The organism is Qipengyuania proteolytica (genome assembly GCF_019711565.1).
In the GTDB taxonomy this organism is placed as follows: domain Bacteria; phylum Pseudomonadota; class Alphaproteobacteria; order Sphingomonadales; family Sphingomonadaceae; genus Qipengyuania; species Qipengyuania proteolytica.
This window is the reverse complement of the sequence record NZ_JAIGNN010000001.1, coordinates 1,609,645-1,623,710: the sequence shown is the minus strand read 5'-3', so window position 1 is coordinate 1,623,710 and position 14,066 is coordinate 1,609,645. Positions and strand designations below refer to the sequence as shown.

11 protein-coding genes are annotated in these 14,066 nt (G+C 63.5%); 6 read left to right on the top strand and 5 right to left on the bottom strand.

All coding sequences use genetic code 11. The features are described 5' to 3' along the window. The first annotated feature begins 1 nt into the window (after position 1). The 4 genes from K3172_RS07915 to K3172_RS07900 all read left to right on the top strand — a co-directional run bounded on the left by K3172_RS07915 (position 2) and on the right by K3172_RS07900 (position 6,769). Positions 2-2,125 carry a DUF11 domain-containing protein gene (locus K3172_RS07915; protein WP_221588546.1) on the top strand — a complete coding sequence of 708 codons (2,124 nt, stop codon included), beginning with the start codon at positions 2-4 and terminating at the stop codon, positions 2,123-2,125. A 971-nt stretch (positions 2,126-3,096) separates the two neighbouring features. Next, positions 3,097-4,818, top strand: a complete 1,722-nt coding sequence (locus K3172_RS07910; protein WP_221588544.1) for a methyl-accepting chemotaxis protein — start codon at positions 3,097-3,099, stop codon at positions 4,816-4,818. 186 nt (positions 4,819-5,004) lie between these two features. Then, positions 5,005-5,385 carry a cupin domain-containing protein gene (locus K3172_RS07905; protein WP_221588542.1) on the top strand — a complete coding sequence of 127 codons (381 nt, stop codon included), beginning with the start codon at positions 5,005-5,007 and terminating at the stop codon, positions 5,383-5,385. Positions 5,386-5,401: 16 nt separating this feature from the next. Then, complete coding sequence (locus K3172_RS07900; protein ID WP_221588539.1) at positions 5,402-6,769, top strand: GntP family permease; 1,368 nt, start codon at positions 5,402-5,404, stop codon at positions 6,767-6,769. On the opposite strand, the gene K3172_RS07895 is transcribed toward K3172_RS07900, so the two are convergent. Continuing rightward, the gene (locus K3172_RS07895) at positions 6,749-7,255 is read right to left on the bottom strand and encodes a gluconokinase (RefSeq protein WP_247717962.1); all 507 of its coding nucleotides are present in this window, start codon (positions 7,253-7,255) and stop codon (positions 6,749-6,751) included. The genes K3172_RS07900 and K3172_RS07895 overlap by 21 nt on opposite strands. A 157-nt stretch (positions 7,256-7,412) precedes the next feature. On the opposite strand from K3172_RS07895, the gene K3172_RS07890 reads away from it, so the two are divergent. Both K3172_RS07890 and K3172_RS07885 read left to right on the top strand, forming a co-directional pair. Further along, a complete protein-coding gene (locus tag K3172_RS07890) occupies positions 7,413-8,387 on the top strand; it encodes an SMP-30/gluconolactonase/LRE family protein (RefSeq protein ID WP_221588537.1) in 975 nt (324 codons plus the stop codon). Positions 8,388-8,507: 120 nt separating this feature from the next. Beyond that, positions 8,508-9,527, top strand: coding sequence for a LacI family DNA-binding transcriptional regulator (locus K3172_RS07885; protein ID WP_221588536.1), 1,020 nt, complete (start codon positions 8,508-8,510; stop codon positions 9,525-9,527). 5 nt (positions 9,528-9,532) lie between these two features. On the opposite strand, the gene K3172_RS07880 is transcribed toward K3172_RS07885, so the two are convergent. Genes K3172_RS07880 through K3172_RS07865 form a run of 4 tightly spaced genes read right to left on the bottom strand, consistent with a single transcriptional unit; the run spans position 9,533 to position 14,057 of the window. Continuing rightward, positions 9,533-10,372 carry a sugar phosphate isomerase/epimerase family protein gene (locus K3172_RS07880; RefSeq protein ID WP_221588534.1) on the bottom strand — a complete coding sequence of 280 codons (840 nt, stop codon included), beginning with the start codon at positions 10,370-10,372 and terminating at the stop codon, positions 9,533-9,535. Next, on the bottom strand, positions 10,372-12,078 hold the full coding sequence (locus K3172_RS07875) for a GMC oxidoreductase (protein ID WP_221588532.1): 1,707 nt from the start codon (positions 12,076-12,078) through the stop codon (positions 10,372-10,374). Before K3172_RS07875 ends, K3172_RS07880 begins: the two co-directional genes overlap by 1 nt. 12 nt (positions 12,079-12,090) lie before the next feature. After that, complete coding sequence (locus K3172_RS07870; RefSeq protein ID WP_221588531.1) at positions 12,091-12,654, bottom strand: gluconate 2-dehydrogenase subunit 3 family protein; 564 nt, start codon at positions 12,652-12,654, stop codon at positions 12,091-12,093. Next, positions 12,651-14,057, bottom strand: coding sequence for an MFS transporter (locus K3172_RS07865; protein ID WP_221588529.1), 1,407 nt, complete (start codon positions 14,055-14,057; stop codon positions 12,651-12,653). The genes K3172_RS07870 and K3172_RS07865 overlap by 4 nt, the downstream gene beginning before the upstream one ends. Positions 14,058-14,066: the final 9 nt, after the last annotated feature.

Sequence of the window (14,066 nt, the reverse complement as noted above, 5' to 3'; positions counted from 1 at the left end):
GATGACCTTTCGCCATCTTCTTGCCGCGCTCATGGCACTTGCGTTCGCGACCTTGGGTGCTCTTCCGGTGGCGGCGCAGACGACGATCCGCGCCGACTGGACGAACCTCAACAAGAACAACCTGCAGGAAGTCACAAGCGGGGAACGCGTCGCCGCCGGGCCCAACGGCGTCACAGTTACGACCCGTATCAATCGCGACGGCGATGCCAACGATGCCGGCTTCACCAACGGCTATTCGACGGGAATGCTATCCTACTACAGCGGTAATGTCGGGGGCAACACCGGCACCCTGTTTTACAGCACCGACCACACGATCTTCGATGTGGGCGACTACTTCGAGACGATCTATACGCTCGATACGGCGGTAACCAACCTCGCTTTCACGGTCGGCAATGTGGACCGGTATTTCACCGACCCTTACTACTTCCATGACGGCGTGACGATCGAATACGATACGGGCACCGGTACTTGGCTGAACCTGCGCAATCTAACGACGGCCTATACGCTGGGATCGACCGTCGGCACGACAACGCTGAACGGCGTCGCGGGCTTTCACGGCACCGGTTACAATGGCGGCATCACCAGCACGACGGGCAACATCGCCGTCAACTTCGGCGCAGTGACCGTCAAACGCGTCCGTATCCGCTATCTCTTCGGACAAGGATCGCCGACGGCGAACCCGACCGGCAGCTACCAATATATTGGCCTGTCGGACTTCACCTGGCAGCAGAGCGGTGTGAGCGTATCGGACCTTTCGCTGACCAAGACGGTCAGCAACGCGACCCCGACAAACGGCTCGACCATTAGTTATACGCTGAACCTCAGTAACGCCGGCCCCCTGGCGGCGGCGAATGTGGTCGTGGGCGACGCCCTGCCGGCAGGCTTCAGCTTCGTTTCGGCCAGCGGATACGGCACCTTCAACAATTCCACCGGCCGCTGGAGCGTTCCCCTCATCTCTTCCGGACAAACCCGGACGATAACGCTTACCGGCACGGTAACGGCCCCGGCAGGCATCACCGTCACCAATATCGCCGAGGTCTTCAGCAGCCCGAACTACGATCCGGATTCCACGCCGAACAACTCGGTCGTGGGGGAAGACGATCGTGCAAGCGTGACCTTCACCGTCCAGGGAAGCCGAACCGCTGGCGTGGCCCCTGCCCTCATCTGTCCGGTCGGATCGACCTTGTTCGACTGGGACACGCGCGCCTGGATCTCAGGAACACGAAACAACAGCTATTCCGTTGCCGGGATCGGGACTTTGAGCTTCGCGATTGCAGGAAGCGGAAGCTGGGTGACCGATCCCGCCTTCGGCGGTGCCTCCCCCAGCCTCAGCAACGCAAACAATGGCGGCTTTGCCGGCACACAGCTTGCGCTGCATCAATATCTCGACTTCGCCACAGCAAGCGAAACGATGACCACGGTCATCTCTCTTCCGACCGCGGTTCCCGGCGTGCAATTCACTGTGTTCGATGTCGACTACGCGGCGGATGACTTCGCGGACAAGCTGGTGGTTTCCGGCAGTTTCGGAGGGACCACGGTCTTGCCCACCCTGACCAATGGCACTGCGAACTACGTCGTGGGCAATACTGCCATTGGAGATGCCGGCTCGGACGGGACCACCGGGGACGGGAATGTGGTCGTCACGTTCTCACAGCCGGTGGACACCATCACAATCACTTACGGGAACGCCAACACGGCCCCCTCCAATCCCGATGGACAGGCAATCGCGATCCACGACATCACCTTCTGCAACCCGGACACCGAAGTGACGGCGACGAAGTCCAGCACAGTTATCTCCGATCCGGTCAGCGGTACGGATAATCCCAAGGCTATCCCCGGTGCGGTGATCGAATACTGCATTCTCGTCAGCAACGCTGGCTCGGCCACGGCAACGAATCTGGTAGTGAGCGATGTTCTCCCGACCGAATTGACCTTCGTTTCCGGCTCGATCCTGTCGGGGCCCGGTTGTTCGTCCGCTACCGGAGCCGAAGACGATAACGCAAGTGGAGCGGACGAGACGGATCCCTATGGTGGATCCTTCTCCTCCAATACGGTGACCGCCAGAGCAACGTCGATCGCCCCTGACGCGACCTTCGCAATCAGGTTCCGCGCGACGCTGGATTGAGTTGGCGTGACGCAAGGCACGTGCGCCGAATGGGTCGGCAAGGGACATGCTGAAAATATCTACGCAAACCATCCAGCCCAACGTGGACGTATAAACGCATGTGAACTTTGGGGGATCGCAGACGGTAGCAGGTGTTCTTCAAGGGACGGCGTGTGGGCTCGGATTGCGAACGCAAGAGAACACTCACACGAACCAATGCGAGCGCCAACTCCTGGTAGCGGAGGAGGATTACAAAATACACATGTAACGTTATGAATTAATTCGGCAATTACCCCAAACTCCGTGACAATACCCTCAACGATACCCCATCTAGGCGACTTTGCGTTCGGTTGATTCACAAGTATGCTCAAATGCTTCGCGGTCGACGAATTATCAATTGCCGACGATTGAGCGGTAGAAAATTGGCCGCTTCCTGACTGTCAGCTGGGGCGCGCGAACATTCCCCCTCAAACGTACCTTATGAAAGCCCTCGCCCCAGCGTGCTTTGGCAAGCCAATCCGATGACACCCTTTTTACTCGTGCAGCGGTGGTGGTAGATTGCGAGCCCTTGAGGCATTGCTTCACCGTCGACGATATCGCTTCGAGCGACATCTTCCGCTTTCTCGAGAGCGAACACAATCTTGCATCCATGCCCTCATGCTGTCGAAATGCGGGGCGAGTGACGTCGTGGATAGCCTGTCTGGATCAGGGTGGCCCGCTACCTGCCCTTCCGCGCTCCGTCCCGCCCAATTTTCGACTAAGGACAGTGTCCAAGCATCTAGCGACCGTCCACTGCATGATCAATGACTACCGGTCAGCGATAGGCCTGAGGCGCGACTCGCAGAGCAAAGGGAATCGAGGTTCGAGGGCGACAACCAGCCTTAGATAACACCAGGCAGCGATGCGTTAACCAATTCGCGCTACGACATTCCGCTAAGTCAGGACTTTCCTTATTGACAACGAAATCAATCAAAACGTTTAGGGGGGGTGTCATGAGTTCTAATGGGACGACAACAGCCCGTTTCGGGTCGGACAGTTTGCTGGGTTGGATCACGCGTGGATCGATCAATCGCCAGTTCGGCGTTATCTTCCGGACGGTCGGCGCGCTCGTGCTCCTGCTGGGGCTTGCTGCGGCGCTGGGCTTCCTGCGCATCGAGCAACGTGCCCAACGCCTTTCCGAGTTGACCGAAGTCGCCTTCCTGACTTCGGGCATGGCGCGCGAAGTGACGCTTTCCAAGGACAATATGGGCGCCTACCGCGCGCGTGGCTACGACCCCGAGATCATCGGGCTGTCGATCGCTTCCGCGCAGCGCGCCCAGCAGATGAACGCCGACCTGCGGAGCTCCGCTGCGGCGATCGATCCGGCATGGCTCTCGACCATTGATGAACTCGATACCGATCTCGCCAAACTCGAAGTCACCATGGAAGAAGTGCGCGACGCGCCACGCGGACTCGTGGAGCAGGAAAGCTTCCTCGGCCCGCGCTACGACTTCATCGACACCACGAATAACAAAATCCTCGGTCTTGGGCAGGATGCCTCGACACGCGTGGAATCGGTTTCGACCGATGGGATCGGCGAAATCCAGGCCTACATAGTCGCGATGGTCCTGCTCGTCATACTAGCGGTCGGACTGGTCGTCTGGGCTCAGCATTTCGTCGCGCGGCGCATTGTCTCGCCGGTCGCCGAGATCAGCGACGTGAGCGCACGTCTCGCGAAGGGCGAGACCGACCTGATGATCCCGACGTACGACCGCGAGGACGAGATCGGCGAGATGTCGCGTTCGCTCCATGTCATGCAGAGCTATGCGATGGACTCGATCGAACAGGCCCATCGCACGATCGACGCGCAAGCCGAGCGCGACAAGCGCGTGGCGATGGTCCAGTCCCTCGCCGACAAGTTCGAAGCGATGATCGGCCAGCTGGCAGGCGATATCGCAGCGACCAGCACCCAGCTCAACGGCGCCGCTTCGCTGATGAACGAAAACGCGGAGAAGTCTTCTCAGCGCGTCGTCAATGCGACCAAGCTACTCGGTGAGACCTCGCAAGGCGTGACCGGAGCAGCATCGGCGAGCGATGAATTCGTCATGTCGATCGGCGAGATCAGCCGTCAGGCAGCGAACTCGGCAGACCGAGCCGGCAAGGCCCGCGAAGTGGCCACCGACGCCAACCGTTCGGTCCGCGCGCTCGACGAGATGGCCGGCCAGGTCAGCGCCGTGGTCGAGATGATCAGCCAGATCGCCCAGCGCACGAACCTGCTCGCGCTCAACGCGTCGATCGAAGCCGCGCGGGGCGGTGAGGCAGGTCGCGGTTTCGCCGTGGTCGCTAGCGAAGTGAAGGAGCTAGCCGGCCAGACCGCGCGGGCAACCGAAGAGGTCGAGGAACAGATCCGCCGGATCCAGGAAAGCTCCGGCTCTGGTGCCGGGGCCCTTCGCCGTATCACCGAAGAAGTTACCGAACTGCAGGGTACCGCGACCTCGATCGCGAGCGCGGTGGACCAGCAATCGGTGGCAGGTCAGGATCTCGCGCGAAGCATCGACATGGCCGCGCGCAACACCGAGGCTGTGGCTGCCGATATGTCCGAAGTCAGCCGCATGGCAGTGGCGACAGGTTCGGCCGCGACCCAGGTGCTCGGCTCGTGCCAGCAACTGGGCGAACAGGCCGAGGCACTGCGCCGACAGGTCGGCGAATTCCTCTCCCACGTCAGGGCAGCCTGATACCGCCGCAGGCCCCAGTCTCGGCACCCTCCTTGCGTCCGGACAATGACAACGTTATCAGTGCGAGCCGGGAGGACGGGCTCGATGAAAAACTATGCGACACTAAGCTGCCTTCTATTGCTGGTTCCGGCATGTTCGAACACGCAGCCTGAAGGGGAAGCAGCCGCCAGCGCTGCGGCTTCCCGATTGGTCCAGACGCAGGTTATCTCACCCTCAAGTGCGGCGACTTCGAATGAGGAATGGGGCAGCGCCGCGACCTATTTCGAAGGCGAAACCGCCGGCCTGGCCGATCTGCTATCCGGCACAGCGACGATCGACCCGGGTCTCGAAATCCATCCCCCGCACCGGCACGCCGAGGAGGAATTCCTGATGGTCCTCGAAGGGACAGGCGAATGGACCGTGGGAGACCGTACGTTCGCCGCCAGCGAAGGCGACATGCTCTACGCGGCCGCCTGGGATCTCCACGGAATCCGCAATACCGGCGAAGTCCCGCTGCGGTTCGTGTTCTGGAAAGCACATCCGAAGGGCCTGCCAGTGCCGCCCAACCCGATGCCCGGACAGGACTGACGGCAAAAGCCTGGTCGTGTCCGAATTCCTCGCAATTGCGGCCGAGTGGCGACCTCTCCTCGCCACCATTGCGGGGGTCGCTGCGCTCCTGCTCATGATCCTCGTCCGCAAGGTCAATGCCTTTGCCGCGCTGCTAGTTGCTGCCCTAGGTACAGGGCTGGCCGCGGGTCTCGCTCCATCGGCGGTCATCCAGTCGATCACCACCGGCATGGGCGGCGTCCTCGGCTTTATCGCGGTGATCGTCGGGCTGGGAGCGTTGCTGGGCGGCTATCTCGAGGCGTCCGGTGGAGCGGCCGCGCTGGCCCGGGCCATTGTGGGTGGGCGCGATGCAGGAAAGACATCGGTCGCAATGGGGGTGGTCGGGATCGTTATCGCCATCCCGGTCTTCTTCGACGTCGCGCTGATCCTGCTCTTTCCGCTCGTTGCCTCGCTCTCGCGATCCGCGGGAAAGCCCGCGCTTTATTTCGGCCTCCCGCTACTTGCCGGGCTCGCGACCGCCCACAGCTTCATTCCGCCCACGCCCGGCCCCGTCGCGGTAGCGGAGATACTTTCGGCGGAACTTGGCCTGGTGATAGTTTACGGCCTCGCCGCCGGGGTTCCGGCCATGCTGGTCGCAGGCCCGCTTTTCACCGCTGTCCTGACCCGAAGTAATGCGCTCCCCGTAGGCCAACCGGTGCTCACGCCCGCGCCAAGCGGTCCCGGCGTAAGATTCGATGGCGAATTGGGCCTGAGGGCTCTCGCGGCCATCGCACTGCCGATCGGGCTGATCGTGATCGCGGCAATTGCCGCCTCGCTGGGTTGGACAGGAGTGGCCGCCGACACGCTGGCCTTCATCGGCCACCCCTTCGTGGCGCTGCTTCTCGCGTGCGGCCTCGCAGCGCTGATCCTGGCACCGGGCGATGCGGCAGCACGCGAGCGGTTGTCGGACACGCTCGCCCGCGCCCTTGAACCGACGGCGGTGATCCTGCTCGTGACCGGCGCGGGCGGCGCGTTCAAGCAGATGCTGGTCGATACGGGTGCAGGCGCGATGCTTGCCGAGAGCCTGCTCGGCTTCGGTCTTGGGCCACTCGTCGGCGGCTTCCTCCTCGCCCTCGTCATCCGCATTGCGCAGGGTTCGGCGACGGTCGCGATGCTCACTGCAGCGGGCCTGACCGCCCCGCTCGCCGGTGCAGCGGGCCTCCAGCCATTCGAACTGGCACTGATGACGATCGCCATCGCATCGGGCGCGACGATGGCCAGCCACGTCAACGATTCCGGCTTCTGGCTGGTGTCGCGTTACTTCGGCCTGACTTCGGCCGAGACGCTCAGGACCTGGACCGTGTCCTCGACACTGATCGGGCTGACGGGCTTCGCAACGGTGCTGCTACTCGCTCTGTTCGTTTAGCTCGGCGCGAATGTGCTCGACGATTGCGCTCGGTGCCATAGTCGCATCCACCCGCAGCACATCTGCCGGCGGATCCAGCGCCGCGAGCTGGCTGTCGAGCAGCGACACCGGCATGAAGTGGTCGGTCCGCGCGGCGAGCCTTTGCGCCAGCACATCGCGCGGCAGGTCGAGCAGGACGAAGCGGACACTCCGCCCGCTTTCAGATCGCAGCCGATCCTGGACATAGGCGGTCAATGCGGAGCAGGCGAGGACGAGACGCTCGTCGGGCCTCGCGCGGCTATCCGCGGCAAGGCTGTCGATCCATGCCGCCCTGTCCTCGTCGGTCAGCGGTGTTCCCGCCGCCATCTTGCGCTTGTTCGCGGGCGGATGGTGATCGTCGCCCTCGATCACCGGAGCGCTAAGCGCCTCGCCCAGCATGCCGCTGATGGTGGTTTTCCCGCAGGCGCTCGGTCCCATGAGCACGATCAGCTCGCGATGTCCTGCCATTGCGCACCACCTGTCCCGCGGCTCCCTCGCAGAGCCGGTGCATCGCAGGCTTGCGGGTTTTGACAAGGTTGTCAACGCGGCTGTATCACGGAGGCGGAGGATGACAATGGACAGTACTCTTTCGCGTCGATCGGTTCTTGCAGGCGCCTGCTTTTCGATGCTGGCCGGTTGTGTGGCCGCGCGGCAAAGTGTCGGCGATACCGACGCCTCGTCGGTCGAATTCGAAGCTTTCGACGGCCGGTTCGCGGGCGTCGTCGATGTCACTGCTCCGGCAAAGCTCCTCGGCAGCGGCTACCAATGGGCCGAAGGGCCCGCGTGGGATGCGACGCGGCAGGCGCTCTATTTCACCGACGTCCCCGCCAACCGTGCCTACCGCTGGTCCGCTGGCGACAGGGTAGAGGTCTTCCTCGACCCGTCCGGTGCGGTCGGTGCGATCGACGGCTTTCGCGAGCCCGGCGCGAACGGCCTGCTGATTGCCCGCGACGGCAGGCTGCTGCTCTGCAACCACGGTGCGCGCGCCGTAGAGTCGCTCGACCTCGGAACCGGCGAACGGGCCACCCTCGCCTCCCGCTTCGAGGGGAAGCGTTTCAACAGTCCAAACGACGTCATCGAGGCACGTGACGGGACGATCTACTTCACCGACCCGCCCTACGGGCTCGAGGGCCTCGATGCATCGCCGCTCAAGGAAATGGACGCGAACGGTGTCTACCGCCTGGCGCCCGATGGAATGCTCACGCGCATTATCTCCGACATGACCTTTCCCAACGGCGTCGTGCTTTCTACCGACGGCGTATCGCTTTTTGTCAGCCAGTCCGATCCAGCCGCACCGCTGGTCCGCAAGCTCGAGCTCGACAAGCCCGGCCCAGCGCCGGTCTGGTTCGACGCCAGCCCCTACACCGCGTCCAGCCCCGGCCTGCCCGACGGCATGGCCATGGCCGTGACTGGGCACCTGTTCCTCGCCGGGCCGGGCGGCGTGCTGGTGATCGACGAAGGCGGCACCTGCCTTGGCCGCATCGCGACCGGCCGCGCGACCGCCAACTGTGCTTTCGGGGAGGATGGGCGCACGCTGTTCATCACCGCGCAGGATCGGCTGCTGGCGGTCCGCACCCGGGTGCGTGGTCTTGGAATGTGAGGAAGACGCGCCCATGCGCAGGCTTCCCCTCGGGCCGCTTGTGAGGCATGGGCGGAGCCAATAAAATGCGAAACGGGGGGACAGGCTTTGAGCGGGTCGACGGCAGGCAGGACGGCGAAGATGAAGGACGTGGCCGAACTGGCCGGCGTCTCGATCAAGACCGTCTCGCGCGTGCTCAACAACGAACCGCATGTGAAGGAAACACTGCAGGCAAAGGTGCGCGAGGCGGTCGAGCTGCTAAATTACGTTCCCAGCCAGTCGGCCCGCTCGCTGCGCGGCAATCGCTCCTACGACATCGCCCTCATCTGCCCGAACGCCCATTCGAACTACATCAATGCAATTCAGTTCGGCGCGGTGGTCGCCTGCCAGGAGCGCGGCTACCAGCTCTCGATCAACCTGTTCGAGGGGCTGACGGGAAAGCCGGTAAAGGAAATCCGCGAGGCTTTCGAGGTCCTGCTGCTGCACAGGAAGCCCGATGCCGTCATGCTGGTCGCGCCCTACGCCGATGACCCGAAGATCGACGCGGTGCTCAAGGAATTGCGGCTTCCCGCAGTGCGGATCGGACCGGTCGAACTGGAGAACCGCGGTATCCTTGTCGAGATCGACGACTATCAGGCCGCCGTCGAACTGACCGAGCACCTGCTGGACCTCGGCCATCGCCGGATCGGATTCATCCGCGGCATCGAAGAGCAGCGCTCGGCGCACGTGCGCTACGCCGGCTTCTGCGCGGCGCTGGAGGCCCGAGGGCTTGGCGTGCTGCCGCAACTGGTGCGCCGTGGCGACTTCGATTTCGAGTCCGGCTTCAAGGCCGGCGAATATTTTCTCGGCATGGCCGAACCGCCGACCGCCATCTTCTGCTCGAACGACGATATGGCTGCGGGAGTCGTTGCCGCCTGCAATGTCCGGCACGTCGCCGTGCCGCAGCAGCTCTCGGTCGTCGGTTTCGACGATGCCGATGTGGCGACGCGCATGCGGCCGCTGCTAACGACGATCCGCCAGCCGCTGGGCGACTTGGGTGCGACCGCCGTGCGCGAGCTCATCGGCCAGCTCAAGAGCCGCGGGAGCCTCGAACCCAAGCGGATCGTGCTCGACCACGAATTCGTCCTGCGCGAGACGACCGCTCCGCCCGGTCGCCGGTAACAAGCCTAACGCGTCAGGTAGGCGTAGCTTGCGGCGACCGAGACAATCGGGTCTGCCGGCTCGTCGTGCTCAACGTAGAAGGTTTCGAGGCCGGCCTTGCGCGCTTCCGACAGGATGCTGGCGAAATCGATCTGCCCCTCACCCACCGAGACCATCGAGCCGTCCGCCTTGCGGTCCTTGATGTGGCACGAGTGGAAGCGTCCTGGCGCGCGGGCGAAGAGGTCACGCGGGTCGACGCCGGCCTGAGCGGCCCAGTAAAAGTCGATCTCCATTGCGACCAATGAGGGGTCGGTCCGCTCGAGCAGGATGTCGTAGCCCTTGACCCCACCGAGATCGGCAAACTCGAAATCGTGGTTGTGGTAACCGAGCTGGATACTTGCCGCTTTGGCCGCTTCGCCCCTGGTGTTCAGCAGGTCGGCCAGCGCGCGATATTTGTCTGGCGTGCGCTCTTCCTCCGGAATCCAGCCGAGATATAGCGAACGCTGCCCCATGATGGCGGCGGTCTCGAGCTGCTTGGCGAAGCCATCCTGCAACTCGTTGAGCCGGATGTGTCCGGATCGGCTCACCAGACCGAGGTCGTCCATCGCGCTACGCACGTCGCGCGGATCATGCGCGAAATAGCCGGCGGTCTCGCAATCCTTGAACCCGATCTTCGCCAGTGAGGCGAGCGTACCGGCGTAGTCCTTCTCGAACAGGTAGCGCACGGTATAGAGCTGGACTCCTAGCCTGCCGTCATAGGGCGGAGCCGAAGGCGAACTGGTTACTCCCGATGGCGCACAGGCGGTAAGTCCCACACCCAGCGCGCCGGCGAGGAAGGTCCGGCGGCTCGTCTCGAAATCCTGCATCACAATTGTCCTTCCTGCATTTGCCGCGCCGCGTAATCGACCGCCCTCGCCGTCAGCGCCATGAAAGTGAGCGACGGGTTCTGGCAGGCAGTCGAGGCAAAGGCCGAGCCGTCGGTAGCAAAGACGTTGGCTACGTCATGCGACTGGTTCCAGCGGTTGAGCACCGAGGTCTTCGGATCGTGACCCATTCGCGCCCCGCCCATCTCGTGGATACAGTGGCCAGGCGTGGCTTCGTTCTCGAAGCTCTCGATATCGACGACCCCGGCCGCCTCGAGCATGGCCTCGGCATCGCGCCGCATCGCCTTGCGCATCTTTCGCTCGTTCTCGCCCCAGCGGATTTCCATGTGGGGGATCGGGATGCCGAAATCGTCGGTGTTGCTCTTGTGCAGCGTCACGCGATTGTCGGCATTGGGCAGGTGCTCGCCGAACCCCTGGAGGTTGAAATACCACGGCCCCGGCGTGCGCAGGCTATCCTTGAGGTCCGCGCCGAAGTCGCCACCGCCAAGCGCGCGGGTCCATGACGATCGCTCCCCGCCTCCCTGGAAGGCATAGCCGCGCAGGAACTCGCCATCGGTGCGGTTGTCGATATTGGCGTAGCGCACGAGGTAGATGCCATTGGGCCGCCGTCCCGCGTAATATTTGTCCTCGAAGCCCGGCATCCGCCCACGCGCGCCGACGCGGTGGTGGTGGTCCATAACGTAGCGACCAAGCACGCCGCTCGAATTGCCGAAGCCTTCGGGGAAAGCTTCGGACGTCGAGTTTAGCAGCACCTGAAGCGTGCCGATGGTGGAGGCGCAGAGGAAGATCACGCGAGCGCCGATCTCCTGCCGTTCGCGCGTCTTGCGGTTGACCACCTGCACGCCGCTCGCGCGCTTGGTGGCGGGATCGTAGACGATACGCTCGACATGGCTGTCCGGCAGGATCGTGAGATTGCCGGTGTTCTCCGCTGCCGGGAGCGTGGCCGCGACGCTGGAGAAATAGGCCCCGAACGAACACCCGCGTTCGCACTGGTTGCGGAACTGGCAGGTCCCGCGACCGAGAGCCAGCTGCTCCTCGGTCGGCTGAGTGAGGTGCGCCGCGCGGCCGATGATGAGCTTGCGATCGGGGAAGGCCGCTTCGATCTTCGCCTTGGCCTCCTTCTCGACGCAGGTCATTTCCATCGGCGGCTGGAAGATGCTGTCGGGCAGCTGCGGCAATCCTTCGGCAGAGCCGCTGATGCCGACGAAGCGCTCGACATGGTCATACCACGGCTGGACGTCGGCATAGCGGATCGGCCAGTCGGTGCCGTGGCCGTCGGCCTTGTTCGCGCCGAAATCGGTATCGCTCCAGCGATAGCTCTGGCGCGCCCACATCAGCGACTTGCCGCCGACCTGGTCGCCGCGCAGCCAGGAAAACGGCGCGCCCTCGGCATGCGAATAGGGGTTCTCGCGATCGTTGATGAAGAAGTTGCGGGTGCTCTCGCGGAAGGCGTAGCAGGTGCTCTGAACGGGATAGTCGCTTTCGGCGAGCTTGGGGTCGACCCGGTCGCGCAACGGCATGTCCCACGGTTCCTTGTTCTCGCCGACGTAGTCGACGCTCCGCTCGGTCTTCTTGCCGCGCTCGATCACGAGCACTTTCATCCCGCGTTCGCAGAACTCCTTGGCGGCCCAGCCGCCCGACATTCCGGAGCCGACAACGATGACATCGAAGGATTGATCTATGGACATCGCGCGCTCCTCTCAGACGCCGCGATCGAGCCAGGCCCGACCGATCTCTTCGAAGGGAAGGCAGCCGATCTGGCGCCCGGGGATTTCCTCGTAGGCGAGCTCCTCAGTGGCCGTTTCGGAGGTGTAAAAGCCGAACAGGGTCATGTCGCGGAGCTGCTGCCAGGTGTCCTTGCCCGGCGTGCCATCCGCCGAACCTGCGAGTTTCCCGAGTACGACATCCTGTGCTTCGGGTGTCGCCGCCGCAAGATCCGAAACGCCTTCGCGCTTGGCCAGCGCGGCGATTTCGCCGAGGCCAGCTGCGAAGTCGGACTGCTGTTCGGGCGTCATGTGCTGCTCGAAGACAGCGGAGATGTAGTCGGGCACACCGGCTTCGAGCGCCCCGGGCGTATCGGTCTTCGGGATGATCCGGCCGACCACCGCCTTGAGCAGGGCCGTGTGCTCCTCGAGTGTGGCGGGCGTTGCACGGCAGCCGCCCAGGGTTGCAACCGACGGCAGGATAACTGCGACGCCGGCTATGGTAACGAAGCCGCGCAATGCAGTGCGGCGGTCGATGGTGTGTGAGCGAGTTGTCATCATGCCTGCTCCGCCGATTGTTCGAGCGGTTTCCGGGCGAGGTAGAGCACCACGAAGATCGCGATCAGCACCACGGGGAAGTAAACCAGCTGCGACAAGGCCCCCTGCCCCGCGGCCACTTCGACTGCCGTGCCTTCGAGCCCGCTTGCCTCGGCGCTGGCCCGCGCGTTGTCGATCCAGCCGCCGATAATCGGGTTCCAGATCGTCAGGGCGAACATGCCGGCAGCTCCGACAAGGCTCATGCCGAGCGCGCCAGAGCGTGGCACATATTGCGCCGTGACGCCGATCATCGTGGGCCAGAAATAGCACACGCCGACAGCGAAGATGATCGCCGAGACATAGACCATCGCCCCGCTCGCCGAGGCCATCAGGAACAGGCCGAGGGTCGTCAGCACCGCGCTCATCAACAATACGCCGAGCGGATTGAGCGCGTGGATCAGCGGACCGGCAAAATAGCGGCCGACCGCCATGATGCCGGTGACCATACCGAGCACGATCATCGCTTGTCCTGGAAGGTTACCAAGCTGTGCGCCAAGGATGCGGTCGACCCATTGCTGGGTCCCGAGTTCTGACGTCGCGGTAATGCTCATGACGGCCATCAGCACGATCAGGAGCGCCGCATCGCGCACCCGCCCTGCGCGGAACAGCATGAGCAGGAATGTGAGGCCCAGCACCATCAAGAGAGGGAGCACAAAGGTACCGGGCAGGCCGGCGACCAGATCGTTCGGCGTGCCGATCAGCACCAGCAGCCCGAGGATCGAACCCATGAGCAAGACGCCCTTGGGATCCAGACCGACGATCAGCTCGCTCTCTGCCACCTCGGGGAAGCGCGTGGTAAAGACCATGTAGCCATAGATCGCGGTTGGGATCAGCATCACCGCGATCTGCAGCTGCCAGCCGATCCCGGCATTGGTCATGAGGTAGGACACGACCGCGCCGATCACGATCCCGCCCGGGAACCAGACATGGAAGCGGTTGAGCCACTTCGTCTTGTCGTCCTTGTACAGGTCGGCAACCAGCGGGTTGCAGGCCGCCTCGACCGAGCCGTTGGCGAAACCGATGAAGAAGGTCGAGACCAGCAAGCCGAGGAACCCGTCGGCAAGGATGGTCAGGACCAGCCCGAGCAGATGGCCGACGAAAGCCAGGATCATGATCAGGCGCGGGCCGAGCTTGTTGTAGAGGAAGCCGAATACGACCATCGCCAGCGGAAAGCCCAGGAAGGCCATGCTGTTGACCCAGCCGAGCTGCGTGTCGCTGAGCGCGAACTGGTCCGAAAGCTGGGTGAGGATCCCCGCCCGGATCGCGAAGGTCATCGCGGTCACGATCAGCGAGAGGCAGGCGAGCAGGAACAGCCGGTTGCGATTGACTTCGGTTGGCGCGATCGCGTCCATTGGTGCGGTTGCCATTAATCCCTC

Coding starts and splice junctions, on each gene's coding strand:
- K3172_RS07915 (WP_221588546.1), top strand. CDS start 2: ATGACCTTTCGCCATCTTCTTGCCGCGCTCATGGCACTTGCGTTCGCG.
- K3172_RS07910 (WP_221588544.1), top strand. CDS start 3,097: ATGAGTTCTAATGGGACGACAACAGCCCGTTTCGGGTCGGACAGTTTG.
- K3172_RS07895 (WP_247717962.1), bottom strand. CDS start 7,255: ATGGCAGGACATCGCGAGCTGATCGTGCTCATGGGACCGAGCGCCTGC.
- K3172_RS07890 (WP_221588537.1), top strand. CDS start 7,413: ATGCTGGCCGGTTGTGTGGCCGCGCGGCAAAGTGTCGGCGATACCGAC.
- K3172_RS07885 (WP_221588536.1), top strand. CDS start 8,508: ATGAAGGACGTGGCCGAACTGGCCGGCGTCTCGATCAAGACCGTCTCG.
- K3172_RS07880 (WP_221588534.1), bottom strand. CDS start 10,372: ATGCAGGATTTCGAGACGAGCCGCCGGACCTTCCTCGCCGGCGCGCTG.
- K3172_RS07875 (WP_221588532.1), bottom strand. CDS start 12,078: ATGTCCATAGATCAATCCTTCGATGTCATCGTTGTCGGCTCCGGAATG.
- K3172_RS07870 (WP_221588531.1), bottom strand. CDS start 12,654: ATGATGACAACTCGCTCACACACCATCGACCGCCGCACTGCATTGCGC.
- K3172_RS07865 (WP_221588529.1), bottom strand. CDS start 14,057: ATGGCAACCGCACCAATGGACGCGATCGCGCCAACCGAAGTCAATCGC.